Source organism: Imperialibacter sp. (assembly GCF_040222815.1).
GTDB lineage: Bacteria > Bacteroidota > Bacteroidia > Cytophagales > Cyclobacteriaceae > Imperialibacter.
This window is the reverse complement of the sequence record NZ_JAVKCH010000022.1, coordinates 341,490-357,249: the sequence shown is the minus strand read 5'-3', so window position 1 is coordinate 357,249 and position 15,760 is coordinate 341,490. Positions and strand designations below refer to the sequence as shown.

Sequence of the window (15,760 nt, the reverse complement as noted above, 5' to 3'; positions counted from 1 at the left end):
GAAACAATGGATAAACTCAATCTGGTAAGGGTATTTGTAAAGGGTGGCATCATTTCGCCCGGCGACTTTTTGAAGATCATTCAAACCGCCAGCCATTTGGGCTCTTCGTATATCCACTTTGGGTCGAGGCAGGACATCCTCTTTCCGGCAGACACCTTCGATCGGGAGTATCTCGATAAGACATTTGCTTCCATTCAGACAGATTATGAAATCAATGCCAATCAGTACCAGAACATTGTTACTTCCTATGTCTCGCTCGATGTAATGCCCCGCAGAAGCTGGCTGGCACCACATATTTACCACTACATACTCGACTCGTTTGACTACCGGCCGGGCTACAAAATCAACATTGTCGACCCCAGCCAAAGCATGGTGCCCCTTGTTTCAGGGCAATTCAATTTCATTGCTTCAGGCATCGAAAACTACTGGTACCTCTACCTGCGTTCAGATGAAATGGGCAGCAAACCATGGCAAGCACCAAGTTTAATTTATGGTTACGACATCGCCAAAATGGCCAGGGCATTGGAAGAAGCCAAAAACGAAAAGGAAGATATATCTTTCGAGAGTCTGTACCAAACCGCCATTGAACGAGTAAAAATTAACACACAACCTGCAAAAGAGGCCCTCCTATACCCGGACGTTAACTTCCCGTACTACGAAGGTTTCAACCGCATCCCCGATGGTAAATATTGGCTGGGGCTCTACTGGCGAAATAATCAGTTTGACATCAAGTTTCTGAAAGCACTTTGCCAGCGATGTATCGAAACAGACATAGGAAAGATCAGCCTGTCACCATGGAAGTCCTTCATCCTCAAGGGCATTGAAGACAAACATAGGATTGGCTGGGAGAAACTACTGGGCAGGTATGGCATCAACATGCGGCACTCATCGTTAGAGTTGAACTGGCATATTCCCGTGCTGGATAACGAAGCCATGGAGCTGAAAAGCTTTCTGGTGCGGGAAATGGACAAAATGGACATTAGCACCTACGGTCTTACTTTTTCTATCGTGTCCAACAAAAATGTGACACTTTTTACCTCGGTAGTCATAGAGAGAAATGAAGTAGTTGGGGGAGTACCAACGTACAATATTCAGTTTTCCAGGGACTTCAACCCTAACCTGATGGAGTATCAGTACTTTGTGAAAGACATCACAAAGGAAATCATCCCCCCTCTTTTGTTGGAGCTTAGCTACATGTACTACGAGCAACTGGATGAGAAAAGCAATGAAAGGAAAAAAGAGGCCAAAGTGGCATCTTCAGATGCAAAGTCACACTACCAATGCGAAGAGTGTTTGACTATTTACGACGAGGAACTTGGAGATGCAGAGCAGGGGATTCCTGCTGGCACATCATTCAAAGCACTCCCTGATAATTACTCATGTCCCACCTGTGCTGCCTCGAAGAAGAAGTTCAAGCCATCCCCCTGAGAAACTGCGCCGTAGTTGCAATCTAAAGCCTTGGTCGACAGTCTTTTTTGGTCACTTCCAGCAAAAGCACCTTTGCACCCATGTGAACGAGTCGCTGTGTGTAGTTATAAGTCTCTTTTTTTGCCCCCTTACCAAAGAAAGTCGGGGAAGACTTTCTCGTATCAGCAGCCCCAACATCATTATTTCATTAGCAACAATTGCTTTTACCACCCTCCTGAATTGAAGGACATGCATTAGTACCGTAGCTGCAATACACACAGCAATCACCGGCTTTGGGCTTCAGCACTTCGTGACAGTTTTCACATTCATAGAAGAATTGACAGGCGTCAGTGGGCATCGTCTCTTCCTTTCGGTGCCCGCATACGGGGCAGGTTAGTATAGATTGTAGTTCGATTTCTTTTTCCATGATTTCAATTATCTTTTTCCTTTGGCTCAATGTACAACGCTGCTTTAAAAGAGGTTTTCTTCTCAATAGCTGCTATCAGTTCTGAAGGTTTGGTCTTTTTATCGTCGTATTTAATAATAGCAATATCCCCTGGGTACTCTACATGGTTGTCGAGTACACCTTTCGTTTCCTTCAATACTTTGACGACTTGTGTTGCACAGCCTGCACATGTCAAGCCAGTAATCTTCAGTTTTACTTCTGCTTCGCTCTTTGAAGTCGGGATCTCGTTGGGGGTAGTTTGTCCGTAAACAGAAAGACCTATCATTCCCATCACGACAACAACTAGTACTATCTTTTTCATTTTCAGCTTTATTCGTTTATAACTTGTTTATCGGTCACTATATAGCCCGTTTCAACTTCCACAATCTTAGCGAGTTCTTCTAGCTTCACTTTTGATGGATCGAATTTTACCGTAGCTATTCCTGTTTCATACGATGAGGAGGCCTCTAATACTCCTGAGCTTTGTGTAAGTGCATGATTTACGCTGTGCTCACACCCTGTGCAGGTCATTCCCTTCACAATCAGGTGAGCTTCTTTTATGTCATTTTCCTTCACAACAATGATGCGGCTGGCTGGTTGATCAGAAAAGAAGATGCCAGAGTAAGATGGAAAGGCCATCACAACAATGGCAAAAAGGGTCACCATTCCCAGAAATTTTGTCGATTGCCAGAAAGAAGGCTTTTCCTCTTCCTCACAGGCGCAGTCCATTTGTTCCTGCACTCTTGTTTTGAGCTTTTGATACCAGGCGAAAGCAAGTACAACCGCTGTAAGACCTATCAGGTAGGGCCGCAATGGCTCCATCCATGAAAAGGTAGAGGCAATTCCTCCAACTCCCGCAAGCACAGAAAAGACGGGGGTGATACAACACAACGAGGTGGTAATGGCCGTTAACAGGCCAATACTGGCAGTTTTGGATGATTTTGCAGTGCTCATGATTCAACTGTTCTTTTAGAAGTAGAAAGAATATCAAAAACAGGCAGTAGTAATTCAGTGGACTGGGCAACCAGCGAATAGAAGACCGTTTGACCGACTTTCTTGTCCACTACAAGGCCTCCGTCTTTGAGCTTTCGCAAGTGCTGAGAAACTCCGCCGACTGAGATTTCCAACACATCACTCAAATCACAAGGACACATCTCGCCTTCTCGCTTTAGTAAATAAAGAATTTTGAGGCGAGCAGCGTTGCCGGATAAATTAAAAAGCCTGGTCAAATTTTTAAGGGTACCTTCCATCTCATTTAGTTTGTCCTTGCATTCTTGAATTTGGACATGATCCGCTAATACCCTGATACACGTATTGCTCATACATTTTAATGTTTTAGTATATACTTAAACACTAAGATAGAGGTAAGGCTTCAAACATTTTAGTAAAAACTAAAATACTATTATCCGCTGGTCATATTCTTACCGAAGATTAAAGCACAGTTAGGCGTAGCAGAAGGTCAGCTACTATACAAGTTCACTAGCAAGAACTCACGCCATTTTTGCGCATTCAGATAAATACTCAAATATGAAATGGATTACCTCCACATCTATGCTGGCGGGCAGACTGAAGTTATTTCATGCTTCGCCTCAGCAACTGCGCATTGATAGCGACTATCACAGTGCTCAGACTCATGAACACGGCACCGATGGCCGGGCTTATTACCAACCCGGGAATAAAGCCTGTCGCCAATGGCAGCGCAAAAGCGTTATAGCCAGTAGCCCACACGAGATTTTGGATCATCTTTTTGTAGGTGGCTCTCCCAAACATCACAAGATTAGCAATGTCCTTAGGATTGCTATTTACCAAAATGATATCTGCCGTCTCTGCTGCCACATCCGTTCCTGAGCCCACTGCGATACCAACGTTGGCTTGAGCAAGTGCCGGTGCATCGTTGACGCCATCGCCTGTCATGGCTACAAAGTGCCCCTCTTTCTGCAGCTTCTTAATGATGTCGACCTTTTGGTCAGGCAGCACCTCGCTGTAATAGCCATCGAGGGCCAGATTTTCACTTACTGCCTTTGCGGTCCTTTCATTGTCGCCTGTGGCCATGAACAGCTTCATCCCTTTCGCTCTGAGCGTTTCGATGGCCTCAGCACTTTCCTCCCTTATTTTATCTGACAAAGCAATAAACCCAACCAGTTTATCCTCCCTGATCACGAATACGATTGTCTCAGCAGCGTCAGAGCCAGCCTCCTTCGGAATATCTATATTCTTTTCCTTCAAATAACCCGGGCTTACTACTTTCCAATTTTTGCCGTCAACACTTCCCTGAATGCCTTTCGATGTCAGCGACTCAAAACTCTTTACGTTCTTCAGTTTCAGCTTTGCTTCTTTGGCGGCCTTCACAATGCCCTGTGCAATAGGGTGCTCGGAGCTTTGCTCTAACGATGCCACAGCTGCCATCAAGTCTTCTTTCTTCAGGGCATCGGTTAGGCTTTCGTACCGTGAAACGCCAAATTTACCTTCGGTTAGGGTGCCTGTTTTGTCAAAAACAAAAGCTGTGATCTTTCTTGCATTCTCAAAGGCGGTTCTATTTCTGATCAACAAGCCCTTGCCTGCCGAAACAGCTGTGGAAATGGCAACTACGAGAGGAATGGCCAATCCCAATGCATGGGGGCAGGATATCACCATCACCGTCACCATGCGCTCCAGGGCATAGTCCATTGGCTTGCCCATGGCCAACCATGCGATGAGCGTACTCGCACCGGCACTTAGGGCCACATATGCCAGCCACTTGGCGGCCGTATTGGCCAGGTTCTGCGTTTTAGACTTCGCTTTTTGTGCGTCCTGCACGAGTTTAATCACCTTATTGAGGTAGCTCTCCTCCCCCGTCTTTTCTACCTTTACTTTGAAGGACTGATTGCCATTCACAGATCCTCCAATGACCTGATCGCCTTTTGCTTTCTTAGCTGGTTTGCTTTCGCCAGTCAGCATACTTTCGTCCAGGTAGCTCTCGCCCTCCACTATGACACCATCAGCGGGAAGCTTTTCGTTGGCCTTAATGAGTATAATGTCATTCTTCTTTAGTTCAGACACTTTCACGTCCATCACATGATCATCGTGAACAAGGTGCGCCTCCGCTGGCATCATCTGTACCAGAAGCTCCAGCGCACGGGAAGCACCCATCACTGACTTCATCTCTATCCAGTGGCCCAACAACATGATCACAATTAGCGTCGCCAGCTCCCAGAAAAAGTCCATTCCTTCCAAACCGAATACGACAGCCGAGCTATATCCATAGGCCACTGTAATGGCCACTGCAATCAGCAGCATCATACCAGGAGCCTTTTCCTTTACCTCATCAACAAGCCCTTTCAGGAAAGGCCAACCCCCGTAGAAGAAAATGACCGATGATAGTCCAAATAAAACATATTGATCTCCTGCAAAACCGAATTCAAATCCCAGCCACTCCTGAATCATTTTGGATAGTGCCAAAATAGGAACGGTAAGGACAATCGACACCCAAAACCTCTTCTTGAAGTCCTCTATCATGTGGGCGTGGTGACCATGGTGGCCCGAACCGCTGTGTTTAGAGTGATCGTGAGCATTATGATCTTGATTGCCAGTATGATGAAGATGTTCCATTGTGCTGATTTTAAGCCTGTTACTATTTGTTGCTGAACTCCAGGGTCACACCCAGTTTTTCCCACGTCATGATAATAGCTCCCTTTCCGTCCCCTTTGTCCTCAATATTATAGTTAAGCCTTTCCTGAAGCGGAAGATTCGTTTGGGGTATTACTTCAACTCTTACTACATCATCGGCTGCGGAATAATCATCCGCCAAATGCTGTTCCCAATTTTTGTTTATAATAACCTGCCATGAGTCCTTGCCCGGAATGGTGAACAAGGCATACTTCCCTTCGGGCACAGTTGTCCCACCTATTTCTACATCCTTCGAGAAAGTGATGTTTGTGGCACTATGGGCACCAGTTACCCAAACCTCGTTGAAAGGCACAAGACCTCCCCAGATCACCCGTCCTCTGGCTCCGGGAGCGTGATATGCCATAGAAACGTGGACGCCTCCCACCTGTCCATGGGCTTCCTTGGGAATACTTTTTTTCAGGGTATCCACCGAAGCAACAGCAGGTTCGGTGGTATGGTGCTGGTGCTCATCCGTGGAAGACTTCTTTGACTCGCAGGCAGCTGTTAACAGCACCAGCGCTAATAATAGATAACTTAGGTTTTTCATGATGGTTTGTTTATTTGTTTTGAGAAATCAATGATTAATAACTAAAGTGAAAACATTGTAAGCCTGTCCGAGCATTGCTGCCCACTTACAGCTACTACGAGCAGATTGCCAGACGCTTTTCACAACTATACAATTTCAAAATTGAGCATCATTCCATCATCCTCATGCTCCAGGTTATGGCAATGAAACACAAAACCTCCAGGCGTATCTGGGAAAGTCATAATAAGCCTGACCTTTTCCTTCGGAAAGATCAAAACGGTGTCCTTCCATCCTTTCTCCGAGGGGATAATACCATTCCTCCCCCCGGTTCTTGACAATATTTGAAACTGAACTGCGTGTATGTGGATCGGGTGTATTTCATCGCCTGCATTATCAAACTCCCAAATTTCTGTGGCCCCTGCTTTCACTGTCTCGTCAACTCTGCCTCTCTTATAAGACTTTCCATTGAAAGTATGCATAGCTCCACTGCCCATCATCCCCATCCTGTTAATCTCAAAGTTCCTGACTTTAGTTGCTTGATTTTCAGGAATCTTGTCGATGACCGAAAGAGAGGCGGATGGCTGAAAGGTGTCACCGCTTGATGCTCCGATAATAAATTTTATGATTTTGAAGCTCTCGGCTCCTTGCGACGATCCCCCATTGAACTTTTTGCTTTCCAAATAGACTTCAGAGCCTACTGGTTCTGCCGAAAAATCAACCAAAACGTCCAGTCGTTCGCCGGGGCCAAGCAAGGCTTCATTGACATCTTCAGGCGCAACAAGCAGACCACCATCGCTCCCAATTATTTTCATACCCAAATTGGGGCTCAGGGCAAGATTATAAACCCTTGCAGTAGATCCATTCAATATCCTGAACCGGTACCACCTCGCCTGAACTGTGTGAAAAGGTGATGCTACGCCGTTCACGGTGATCGTTTGTCCAAAGTACCCGGTCATAGTCTCCATCATGGACGGATCATAGACCAATTTTCCTGCCTTCAACCTTTTATCCTGAATGACCAGCGGAACCTCGAAGTCGCCAGCGGGAAGTCCGAGTGCCAGTTCTTCGTCATCATTGATAATAAGCATTCCGGCCAGGCCATTATGCACTTGCCTTGCAGTGGCGCCATGCGGATGCGGATGATACCAGTGGGTTCCGGCCCTTTGATCAATTGGAAAACTGTACTGAAATGATTCTCCAGCTTTTACAATATCGACGGGATTGCCATCCATGTTAGCTGGCACCTTCAACCCATGCCAGTGTACGTTTGTTGGCTCGGATAGTGCGTTTTGCAAGCTGGCAGTCAGCATCTCGCCCCTAAAAGCCCGAATGGTTGGGCCCAGAATATTGCTTCTGTAGGCGAACGTGCTGGTTGTTTTGCCTTCTAAAATGCTGGTACTTTGGCTACCTGAATTCAAATCAAGAGACGCTCCAGCTTCTTCCGGAAATGGCAATGGCATATCAAACCCAGTGTCTACGATGCCTACATTTCCATCCCTGTCATGGGACATGCAGTTCTGAAGAACCATGGGCAGAACCACAGAACCAGCAGAAAGCTTTACAAAATGTCTTCTCTTCATACCACATGATATTTTAAAAGTTTCTTTTCGTCCCTTTTAAGCTTTTTCACTCTTTCGCACATACATTTTCGCAGCGTCACGACATTGGCTTCCTATCTAAGTTCGCAGCCTTTGGTGCCTGTTTCGTTGGCCGAAATACTCAAAAGACTTTAAGTACTTCAGCCATTAAAAATAATCTAAACAATGGCGATTGAGCATTTGAATGATCAGTACTATGTATGATCATTATCAATTTTCGCCTGCCCCTTATTCAATCGTCTCCTTCACACTACCGCATGATAGCATCTTGCTCCCGTAGTAAGGATTTTGTATTTCCTTGCTATTAGAAAGCCATGAACCCTTGGCCATAGGACAATAATCCAAATAGATAGTGCCCATCGAAAGTTTGGATCCCTTCACCAAAGCTGTCATCTCATTGCTTAAACCCACAAAAGCTTTGCGCTGGTCATCCAGCGTAGCAGCCTTGGCTACTTTGGCTGCTTCGCCAAGCGCAGACTTACTATTGCTTACTGCTGCCAATGACTTTTGCAAGCCCGCTGCGGCAGTGGCTGCACCTTTTGTTTCCGATGCCACCAACGCCTCTTTCAATTGAATGTAGCTCGTGTAGGCCAGGCCCATGTTTTTATCTTCAAACATTGGAGCCATTTGTTTACTTGTTGCATTCTCGGCGGCATCGCTGGCGTGGTCGTGTTGCGCATTGGCTGAGAGGCTTAACAAAGCCACGCTGAGTATTAGAATTGACTTTTTCATATTTATAGATTGTTGATGCGGCCATCGGCCACATGTATGTGTGATAGTTGATAAATGAATTTTGTGGAAATAATACAGAGGGGGAGCCCGCAAACCCGAGAGTATTGTGGAGCTAACTTAAAACTCCCAAATTGATCAGGGGCCTAAATAAGAAATGACTGAACGAGCACTTGAATATCTCGATCAATCAATGGGGGTACGTACTCATTGCTGGAGCAGTGACTGCTTCTTTCTACCGCCAAAAAAAGTGTGGTAAAAACTACCTGCGTGGCATAGCTGGATGCTGGAATATCTACAGACATGGTGCTTTTCATGTCCGTTTGAGCCTCCACTAGCTGGCTGAAATCAGAGCAGCAATCGCTCTTTTTCAGGTTTCCGCCAGGATTGTGATTATCGGAAGCACAACCCGGATTTTCATTCATCGAGCAAGCCGAAGCGTCAACAAAAACGGCTACACTTTCAACCCTTCCACCACATAAATGCGTGTTGATGGTGAAACTCATTGAGCTCAAGAGCACAATGCAGGAAAAGAATATTGCAAATATTTTTCGGAACAGTTGCATGCTAATGGGAAACACATGCAAGGTAAGAAAAGTTTACAACAGACCAGAGTATAAGTTTCCTTGCAAACAATAGCCTATGCAAGGCAACGCTGGCATTCTGGCTCCCTAGAGCACAGCGCTGAGTCGGCTGACTATGTCACAAAGTAACAACAATCTTTCCCATCTGTTTTCCTGACTCCATGCGCTCAAATGCGTCCCGGATATTTTCAAGTGGAAAAACAGCATCGACCAGCGGCCTCAGCTTGTTCAGTTCGATGAACTCAATCATCGCTTTGAATTCAGCATCGTTTCCCATCGATGATCCATGAATAGAAAGCTGCTTCCAAAAAATGATGCTTGGGTTCAACTGGGGAATTTTACCGGCAGTTCTGCCAAAGAGGACAATTCTAGCGCCCGGATTGGCTAATTCTGTGAGAGCTGCAAAGCCCGTTCCGGCTGCACTGTCGACAATAACATCAAATCCTCCGGCCAACATTAATAATCTTTTGTCCCAATCCGACTTTTTGTAGTTGACGCCAGCCCTGGCACCCATACTGACAGCCATTTGGATTTTCTCCTCGCTGCCTGAGGTAACATAGGCGTTGGCACCAGCGGCTATGGCAAATTGCAGGGCAAACAAAGCGGCCCCACCACCTATTCCTGTTATCAACACATTACTTCCCTTCTCAAATTCCCCTCTTGTAAACAGGGCCCTGTAGGCTGTGAGCCCTGCCAGAGGAATCGCAGATGCTTCATCAAAGTCAAGATGTGCAGGCTTCTCATAAACATACTCAACCGGTATGCTGATGTATTCGGCAAACGTTCCGTTTCGTGGGAAGCCTAAAATTTGGTAGTCCGGGCCCTGCACTCGTAGATTGCTCCCCCAATTCAACGAGGGATTGATTATTACCGCTTTACCGATCCATGTGCTCGCCACACCAGGCCCAACTTCCACTACTTCACCAGCTCCATCTGACCCAATAATGACCGTAGAATCGCTAGCGATGCTCCTCTCCTGCATCGACCAAAGTTCATGATGATTGATCGAGGCTGTTTTTAGCTTAACCAGCACTTCGCCCTTACCAGGTTTTGGCGTCTCTAGTTCGCTTACTTCCAGTTGGTGGGATGATTGATTAAGTACAGCTGCCTTCATGCTTTAGGTTTCTAATAATTGAATTACCGAAAAAAGTAACCCACTCCGTTTTTGAGAGTGGGCTTCGAAAACTATCTAAGAATGTCCTGGAGGCCTTGCGGCAAAATACGTCCCCAATCTCCAACAATGCCTGTAACCGACACCGTCCCCCGTGGAAGCAGATGGCTGCTGAAATACGCATGACTGTAAGTGGTAACAATAGCCCCTGATGTCTCAGAAATCAGCCCCCAGCTACCCTCAAACATTCTTACTCCGTCAGCTTCCCGAAATGTGGCGCCTGTAACGGTCACTCTCATGCCTGCATAGTTGCCCGTGTGCAACTGCTCAAAAGTAATGACCTTCGGAGCCATCGTTTGGTTATGCTGCAGTACCTGGCCAAGCATATCATGCACATCGATCATTCCTTTTTGGCCATTGTAGATATTACCGGTGGCATTTATCAGATTAATTCGGACCCTGTCGCCTGTTTTCAGGAAGTTTCTCACAGAAAAGCGAAGCATTATACCGCCTGTTTCGTCCTGAATATAGACTGTTCTATTGTCCAGCACATTTTCACCTGATGTAATCACACCTTCAATAAAATAATCGGTCGACATCCAAAATTGGCCGTCAAACTCATCGAAGTAGTTCCTTAGCTCAGCAATGCTGTGCACCTCATTTATTGGTTCCTTATCATTTTCTTCAACCCTTACTGCCAGTTGCAAAATCTCTCCTTTTTCAAGTCTGCCCGTGGTGGCATCAATGCTGAAGGTTATGTCATAGGTACCCAATACCAACGCATCATCGGCTGGGAAGATAGTGAACTGAACAGCGCTTGCACCCGGCAAAACCTCTATTTCAATCTTATTTTGAACAGCTACTGGCACAGTAGTGAAATGAGTGCCATAATTGCGGCCGTTGGGTGCGTCAATCACCAGCGTTACCGTTTCCTTTTCAGTCAAAGGATTGGTCAGCTTGAGATTAACAGCGTAGCCATTCTCTTCGTATTCTGAAAGGTGAAGGAATACATCCTCGAAATTGATTCTCGCTCCCGCTGGCTCTTCGGGCAATTCCAAAAGCTTTACATTTGACGTTGCCTTACTACCAATCAAGTAGCCTTGCGACACATTGGCCACGGTGAGAGTGATTGTCGATTCGTTCCTCTTGTTGTCGTTTTTCAGCCTGTGCACTGTGAAAATATTTGTGCGCATTACCGCCTGAAAGTCCATCCTCACCACGCCGTTCACTGCCGCTGGCTTGGTAAAGAAGTCCTCACCATATACCGCATCGCCAAACAATTTGACAAAAACAGTGCCGTCAGTTGGCGCATCAGCACTTAAAGCCACTACCACCTGAACAGAATCGCCTACCTCGGCAATGTTGTGGGTCGTGTTTAAAAATTCGACCGATACGGCTACCGGGCCTGGTTCCTGGTCGTTGTCTTTGGAACAGCCAAACAGCGTTGCACCAATGGCAACAGCATAAAAAAATGATTTCAAAAATTGAGTTTTCATTGAATTTTGAGTTTTACCTTTAAATGATGTGTTGTTGAAAAAAGTGTATTATTATCCTGCAAATCCGACTAAGGGAAAAATCAACTACCAAAGGATAACGAGCTCACGGCCAGCTGAATCGCCGGAAAAAAGCGCTCCTCTCCCAGTCATCATCTTCAAATGATGGTTTTAAATTTCGTACGTGTTGGTTAATACAATTACTGGAAAGCCTGTACTTAGTAGGTCAGCGACAATCCACCACCCCATTTCATGTCGCTGTCATAGTGTGTGGAAAGTGACCAGTACTTGGTAAAAATATATTTGGCCCCAACGCTATATTCCATGTCAGTGTTCCATACACCCCAAAGTCTGACTCGGGAAGAAACCGGTATGTCTTCACGAGCGAACTGAATGCGAACGTTCCCTGTGTGGTCGACCCTAAGGTCTGTTTTTACAAACCAGGGCAGCGTGTACTCCAGGCCAAAGCATATTACGCTTCTGTTATCCTTTGTGTTGCGAATTCCAAAAATATTTTTTTCATCGCCCTCCACCGACCTGCTGCGGACATCCCAACCGGCATAGGGCATAAAGAATTGGTTTCTACCAATATACCTCCCAATATGGCTCTCAGATTCTCGCCCTGTGGTTTGATTGAACCCGAGCCGCCACTCCGTTTGTAGCGACCAGCGGGTATTGGCCACCCAAACCTCTCCATCGCTCCCATTGCTTTCAAGACTAATTTCTGCGCCGGAATAGAAGCGCCGGTCATCATGATACACATTTCGCAGAGCTTTTTTCGGATTGCCGAGTTCAGGATTTGGGGGACTGCCTTCGTATGAAAATATCCTGCCCATTCCTGACATCATGTGATAAAGAATGTGGCAGTGAAAGTACCAGTCACCGTACTCTTCAGATGCATGGAACTCGATAGTATCGGTTTCCATGGGCAAAATATCCAGCACCGTTTTCATTGGCGAATAGGCACCTTGCCCATTCAGGGTTCTGAAAAAATGACCATGCAGGTGCATTGGATGCCTCATCATCGAGTTATTGTAGATCACAATGCGCACATTTTCACCTTTCCTGATTAGAATCTTGTCTGTTTCTGAAACTGTCTTGTTATCAATGGACCAAACGTACCTGTTCATGTTGCCAGTAAGCTCAAATTTCAACTCACGGGTGGGCACATCGGGCAAAGTAGTCTCGGTGGGCGACTTAAGCATACCGTAGTTGAGGGTAACAACAGGCTCGTTGCTGTCCACAATCTCGGGGTACATCACAGTGTTCATGTCCATTTGCTGCAAGCTCATGTTCATACCCATGTCTTCCATTTTGCCACCTACGGTCATCATGTCATTCATCATTTTCATCCCTTCAAAGTACTTGAGCCGTGGCATTGCCCCCGCAGGTACTTCCTTGCCCTCACCCAGCCACAAAGAGGCGCTTTTGGTGCGGTCTTCTGAGGTAGCAAGGAATTCATATTTTCCAGAGTCAGGAATGGTGACTACTACGTCGTAGGTTTCTGATACGCCCACAATCAGTCGGTCTACCTCCACCGGCACCACGTCGGCACCATCGTTGGCAACTACCGACATCTTGCCTCCGGCAAATTTCAGCCAGAAGTAGGTTGAAGAACTGCCGTTGATAATCCTTAGCCTGACCTTTTCCCCTACAGTGAAAGATGCTTCCTGCGCTGGAAGCCCATTAAGCAGCACTCTTTCATAATACACGTCGCTCACATCCATGGCCATCATCCGCTTGAATTCGTTGCCGAATTTCGTACCCAGGTGATGGGCCTTGCCAGCCTCCCAATAACTCTGAGCAGCTCCCTTTTTTATGGCATACCAATCGGTCGCATTGTGCAGAGATCTCTCAATCTGATGCGGGTTTTCATCACTCCAGTCGCTGAGCAGCATGGTATATTCCCGCATCGGGTCAGCCTCTCTCTTGCTGATAATGAACGCCCCGTACATGCCGAGTTGCTCCTGTAGCATGGTGTGCGAATGATACCAATAGGTACCACTCTGAACAATAGGGAAGCGAAAAATATGGGTACTCATGCCCTTGACCGGCGTAGTGGTAAGGTACGGAACCCCATCCTGCTCGTTTGGCAGTATCAAACCATGCCAGTGAATGGATGTTTCATGGTGCATTTTGTTATGCACGTGAATCTCGGCTGTGTCGCCCTCTGTAAAATACAAGGTTGGTGCTGGTAGCTGACCGTTGATGGCTATGGCCATTCTTTCCTTGCCTGTGTAATTCACTACAGTATCGGTCACGGTCAGGTCGTATCGTACCAATTGCTGTGCAACTGACGGCCAAAAGCCGATCAGAGACGCTAAAAATAGCAGCAGCCTTTTCATGACAATTTTAGTTGATCTTTTGTTCTACCTTTCCACAGCTAAGCATTTGCTTCCCATAGAATGGATTCTTTATTGTTGCCTCTTCGGCCAACCAGTATGCCTTTTTCATCGGGCAATAGTCGTAGTAAACAGCACGATCAAGTGAGCCAGGCTCTTTGATCACAGGCCATAATTTTGCCGATAAAAGGCCAAGTGAGGCTCGTTGCTTTTCAATATTCTGGGTCGAAGAAATGGCGTGTGCTTCTTTGAGTAAATCTTCCTTTGCCTGGGAAAAAGCTTTTTTGGCAGCTGGGCTCCAGTTAGAAACATCTGTCATTTTTAAAGCTTCCTTAAGTTTGCCTGCACTTTCAGAAGCAGATTTTCCATCTCCAAGAACCAGCGCATTTTTTACGCTCAGGTAGTTTTCGAATACCTGCTCCAATGTTCCGTTTTGAGCTGAAAGGCTGCCCAATGAAAGGGCAGCCCACAGCAATGTTAGCATCGTCTTCATGGTGCTTAGCTGATTGCTTCCGCTACGTAGCCTGCTTTTTGAATAGCCTGGCTAATCTGCTCAGACGTAACTCCTTCAGCACGAACCGTAAGAATTTTCTCAGGATTCTTAAGATCTACTTCCCACTTTTCGGCACCAGCGGTTTCATTGAGATAAGGGGTTACCTTTTCGATGCATCCTGTACACTTGATGTTTGATTTGAACTTTAATGTTTCCATTTTATTTTGAATTTAAATTATATTGTAAAATTAGCTTGTCTGCGAACCAGGAGCGTTACACAATTCCCGGCTTGTATTTCAAAATTCAGGTGTAGGAAAGTGTAATAGCATCAGAGACTGGTTTTCCAGAGCAAAGAAGCACATATCCCTCCTTGAGCTGACTGTCTGTAAGGGCATAATTTTCAACCATATTAACTTTGCCTGAGAGCAGCTTTACTTTGCACGCTCCGCACATGGCCTCCTTGCATGAATGTGGTAGCTTCAATCCTTTATTGAGTCCAGTTTGCAAAATGAACTCATCTGTTGATAGCTCCAGTGAAAACGATTCAGCCCCTTTCAAAAAAGTTATCTCAGACCTTCCCGTACTTGGCTCTATTTCAAGCTTGCCGAAAGCAGCTGTGGGCTGATACGACTCACTGTACACTTTACTGCGGTCAAATTTCAGCTCTTCAAGATGCTTCAATATGGCTTGCATCATCGCCTCCGGCCCACATAGATAGATTTCAGTTGCGTCGCTATATCCGCTGTCTAAATAGGCGGCCAGCCTGGCTTTGTTAATATAGCCATGATGCACATTGTCCAACTGGCGATTGGCGTCCCACTTTTGCAAAAAATGAACCACGCTGAACCTGCCGGGGTTTTGCTCCTCCAGCTCATCAAGCTGATCCCCAAAAATGACGGTATCAGGCTCTTTGTTAGAATAAAGCAAGGTGACCAGCGGCGGCGCTTGCTGCTGAGACCTGGAATTAAGAATCGTCTTGATCATGGCAAAAAGGGGAGTAATTCCACTTCCTCCTGCGATGAAGATCATGTGTTTGACAGGATTACCTTCATTTCTCAGCCCAAACCTACCTGCTGGCTCACTCACGGTCAGCGAATCACCCTGCTCCACCGTTTCAACCAGCTGTCTGCTCAGGCGTCCACCTGCCATTTTTTTGATGGTAACTGAGGGCCGTTCACCTGCCAGGGGCGATGAAGAAAAAGAGTAGGATCTGCTGATCGTTTCATTGTCTACTTCACCATAAATGTTAATGAACTGACCTGGTGAATAATTGCGTAACGAAGGATGGTTTTCAAACTGTAAAGTGACGGCATCCCTGGTCTCACGAATAACTTTATGGATTTTGACTGTGTTTTCCATGACAGTAAATGTTAGTTGGAGCAGACTC

General features: G+C 46.1%; 16 protein-coding genes. 1 reads left to right on the top strand and 15 read right to left on the bottom strand.

The annotated features are described in order from the left end of the window. Positions 1 to 6: 6 nt before the first annotated feature. Positions 7 to 1,428, top strand: a complete 1,422-nt coding sequence (locus RIF36_RS11330; RefSeq protein WP_350128498.1) for a rubredoxin — start codon at positions 7 to 9, stop codon at positions 1,426 to 1,428. 187 nt (positions 1,429 to 1,615) lie between these two features. On the opposite strand, the gene RIF36_RS11325 is transcribed toward RIF36_RS11330, so the two are convergent. From RIF36_RS11325 to RIF36_RS11255, 15 genes are all read right to left on the bottom strand, one after another. Beyond that, entirely contained in the window at positions 1,616 to 1,834 is a 219-nt protein-coding gene (locus RIF36_RS11325) for a GDCCVxC domain-containing (seleno)protein (RefSeq protein ID WP_350075006.1), read from the bottom strand. A gap of 4 nt (positions 1,835 to 1,838) precedes the next feature. Then, complete coding sequence (locus RIF36_RS11320) at positions 1,839 to 2,174, bottom strand: cation transporter (RefSeq protein WP_350128501.1); 336 nt, start codon at positions 2,172 to 2,174, stop codon at positions 1,839 to 1,841. An 8-nt stretch (positions 2,175 to 2,182) separates the two neighbouring features. Then, positions 2,183 to 2,806 carry a mercuric transport protein MerTP gene (gene merTP / locus RIF36_RS11315; protein ID WP_350128503.1) on the bottom strand — a complete coding sequence of 208 codons (624 nt, stop codon included), beginning with the start codon at positions 2,804 to 2,806 and terminating at the stop codon, positions 2,183 to 2,185. Continuing rightward, positions 2,803 to 3,174 (bottom strand): ArsR/SmtB family transcription factor, encoded by a 372-nt coding sequence (locus RIF36_RS11310; RefSeq protein WP_350128505.1) that lies wholly within the window; start codon positions 3,172 to 3,174, stop codon positions 2,803 to 2,805. Before RIF36_RS11310 ends, merTP begins: the two co-directional genes overlap by 4 nt. A 250-nt stretch (positions 3,175 to 3,424) precedes the next feature. Further along, on the bottom strand, positions 3,425 to 5,440 hold the full coding sequence (locus tag RIF36_RS11305; RefSeq protein WP_350075013.1) for a copper-translocating P-type ATPase: 2,016 nt from the start codon (positions 5,438 to 5,440) through the stop codon (positions 3,425 to 3,427). Between the two features lie 22 nt (positions 5,441 to 5,462). Further along, a complete protein-coding gene (locus RIF36_RS11300; RefSeq protein ID WP_350075014.1) occupies positions 5,463 to 6,044 on the bottom strand; it encodes a DUF2911 domain-containing protein in 582 nt (193 codons plus the stop codon). A 125-nt stretch (positions 6,045 to 6,169) separates the two neighbouring features. Beyond that, positions 6,170 to 7,603 (bottom strand): multicopper oxidase family protein, encoded by a 1,434-nt coding sequence (locus RIF36_RS11295; protein ID WP_350075015.1) that lies wholly within the window; start codon positions 7,601 to 7,603, stop codon positions 6,170 to 6,172. Between the two features lie 246 nt (positions 7,604 to 7,849). Next, a complete protein-coding gene (locus RIF36_RS11290) occupies positions 7,850 to 8,353 on the bottom strand; it encodes a DUF3347 domain-containing protein (protein WP_350128507.1) in 504 nt (167 codons plus the stop codon). 143 nt (positions 8,354 to 8,496) lie between these two features. Next, on the bottom strand, positions 8,497 to 8,916 hold the full coding sequence (locus RIF36_RS11285; protein WP_502880852.1) for an HYC_CC_PP family protein: 420 nt from the start codon (positions 8,914 to 8,916) through the stop codon (positions 8,497 to 8,499). Positions 8,917 to 9,052: 136 nt separating this feature from the next. Beyond that, on the bottom strand, positions 9,053 to 10,048 hold the full coding sequence (locus RIF36_RS11280) for a zinc-binding dehydrogenase (RefSeq protein WP_350128513.1): 996 nt from the start codon (positions 10,046 to 10,048) through the stop codon (positions 9,053 to 9,055). Positions 10,049 to 10,119: 71 nt separating this feature from the next. After that, positions 10,120 to 11,541, bottom strand: a complete 1,422-nt coding sequence (locus tag RIF36_RS11275; protein WP_350128516.1) for a DUF5689 domain-containing protein — start codon at positions 11,539 to 11,541, stop codon at positions 10,120 to 10,122. Between the two features lie 215 nt (positions 11,542 to 11,756). Then, positions 11,757 to 13,883 (bottom strand): multicopper oxidase domain-containing protein, encoded by a 2,127-nt coding sequence (locus tag RIF36_RS11270; RefSeq protein ID WP_350128519.1) that lies wholly within the window; start codon positions 13,881 to 13,883, stop codon positions 11,757 to 11,759. A gap of 7 nt (positions 13,884 to 13,890) precedes the next feature. Then, positions 13,891 to 14,373, bottom strand: coding sequence for a DUF3347 domain-containing protein (locus RIF36_RS11265; protein WP_350128522.1), 483 nt, complete (start codon positions 14,371 to 14,373; stop codon positions 13,891 to 13,893). A gap of 5 nt (positions 14,374 to 14,378) precedes the next feature. Next, positions 14,379 to 14,591 (bottom strand): heavy-metal-associated domain-containing protein, encoded by a 213-nt coding sequence (locus RIF36_RS11260; protein ID WP_350075028.1) that lies wholly within the window; start codon positions 14,589 to 14,591, stop codon positions 14,379 to 14,381. A gap of 85 nt (positions 14,592 to 14,676) precedes the next feature. Further along, positions 14,677 to 15,732 carry a 2Fe-2S iron-sulfur cluster-binding protein gene (locus tag RIF36_RS11255; protein ID WP_350128525.1) on the bottom strand — a complete coding sequence of 352 codons (1,056 nt, stop codon included), beginning with the start codon at positions 15,730 to 15,732 and terminating at the stop codon, positions 14,677 to 14,679. Between the last annotated feature and the right edge of the window lie 28 nt (positions 15,733 to 15,760).

What these genes read in the sequence shown, in the direction of transcription:
- merTP (WP_350128503.1), bottom strand. Translation starts at nt 2,806, where the DNA reads ATGAGCACTGCAAAATCATCCAAAACTGCCAGTATTGGCCTGTTAACG.
- RIF36_RS11260 (WP_350075028.1), bottom strand. Translation starts at nt 14,591, where the DNA reads ATGGAAACATTAAAGTTCAAATCAAACATCAAGTGTACAGGATGCATC.
- RIF36_RS11265 (WP_350128522.1), bottom strand. Translation starts at nt 14,373, where the DNA reads ATGAAGACGATGCTAACATTGCTGTGGGCTGCCCTTTCATTGGGCAGC.
- RIF36_RS11300 (WP_350075014.1), bottom strand. Translation starts at nt 6,044, where the DNA reads ATGAAAAACCTAAGTTATCTATTATTAGCGCTGGTGCTGTTAACAGCT.
- RIF36_RS11325 (WP_350075006.1), bottom strand. Translation starts at nt 1,834, where the DNA reads ATGGAAAAAGAAATCGAACTACAATCTATACTAACCTGCCCCGTATGC.
- RIF36_RS11310 (WP_350128505.1), bottom strand. Translation starts at nt 3,174, where the DNA reads ATGAGCAATACGTGTATCAGGGTATTAGCGGATCATGTCCAAATTCAA.
- RIF36_RS11255 (WP_350128525.1), bottom strand. Translation starts at nt 15,732, where the DNA reads ATGGAAAACACAGTCAAAATCCATAAAGTTATTCGTGAGACCAGGGAT.
- RIF36_RS11330 (WP_350128498.1), top strand. Translation starts at nt 7, where the DNA reads ATGGATAAACTCAATCTGGTAAGGGTATTTGTAAAGGGTGGCATCATT.
- RIF36_RS11295 (WP_350075015.1), bottom strand. Translation starts at nt 7,603, where the DNA reads ATGAAGAGAAGACATTTTGTAAAGCTTTCTGCTGGTTCTGTGGTTCTG.
- RIF36_RS11290 (WP_350128507.1), bottom strand. Translation starts at nt 8,353, where the DNA reads ATGAAAAAGTCAATTCTAATACTCAGCGTGGCTTTGTTAAGCCTCTCA.
- RIF36_RS11275 (WP_350128516.1), bottom strand. Translation starts at nt 11,541, where the DNA reads ATGAAAACTCAATTTTTGAAATCATTTTTTTATGCTGTTGCCATTGGT.
- RIF36_RS11280 (WP_350128513.1), bottom strand. Translation starts at nt 10,048, where the DNA reads ATGAAGGCAGCTGTACTTAATCAATCATCCCACCAACTGGAAGTAAGC.
- RIF36_RS11285 (WP_502880852.1), bottom strand. Translation starts at nt 8,916, where the DNA reads ATGCAACTGTTCCGAAAAATATTTGCAATATTCTTTTCCTGCATTGTG.
- RIF36_RS11270 (WP_350128519.1), bottom strand. Translation starts at nt 13,883, where the DNA reads ATGAAAAGGCTGCTGCTATTTTTAGCGTCTCTGATCGGCTTTTGGCCG.
- RIF36_RS11305 (WP_350075013.1), bottom strand. Translation starts at nt 5,440, where the DNA reads ATGGAACATCTTCATCATACTGGCAATCAAGATCATAATGCTCACGAT.
- RIF36_RS11320 (WP_350128501.1), bottom strand. Translation starts at nt 2,174, where the DNA reads ATGAAAAAGATAGTACTAGTTGTTGTCGTGATGGGAATGATAGGTCTT.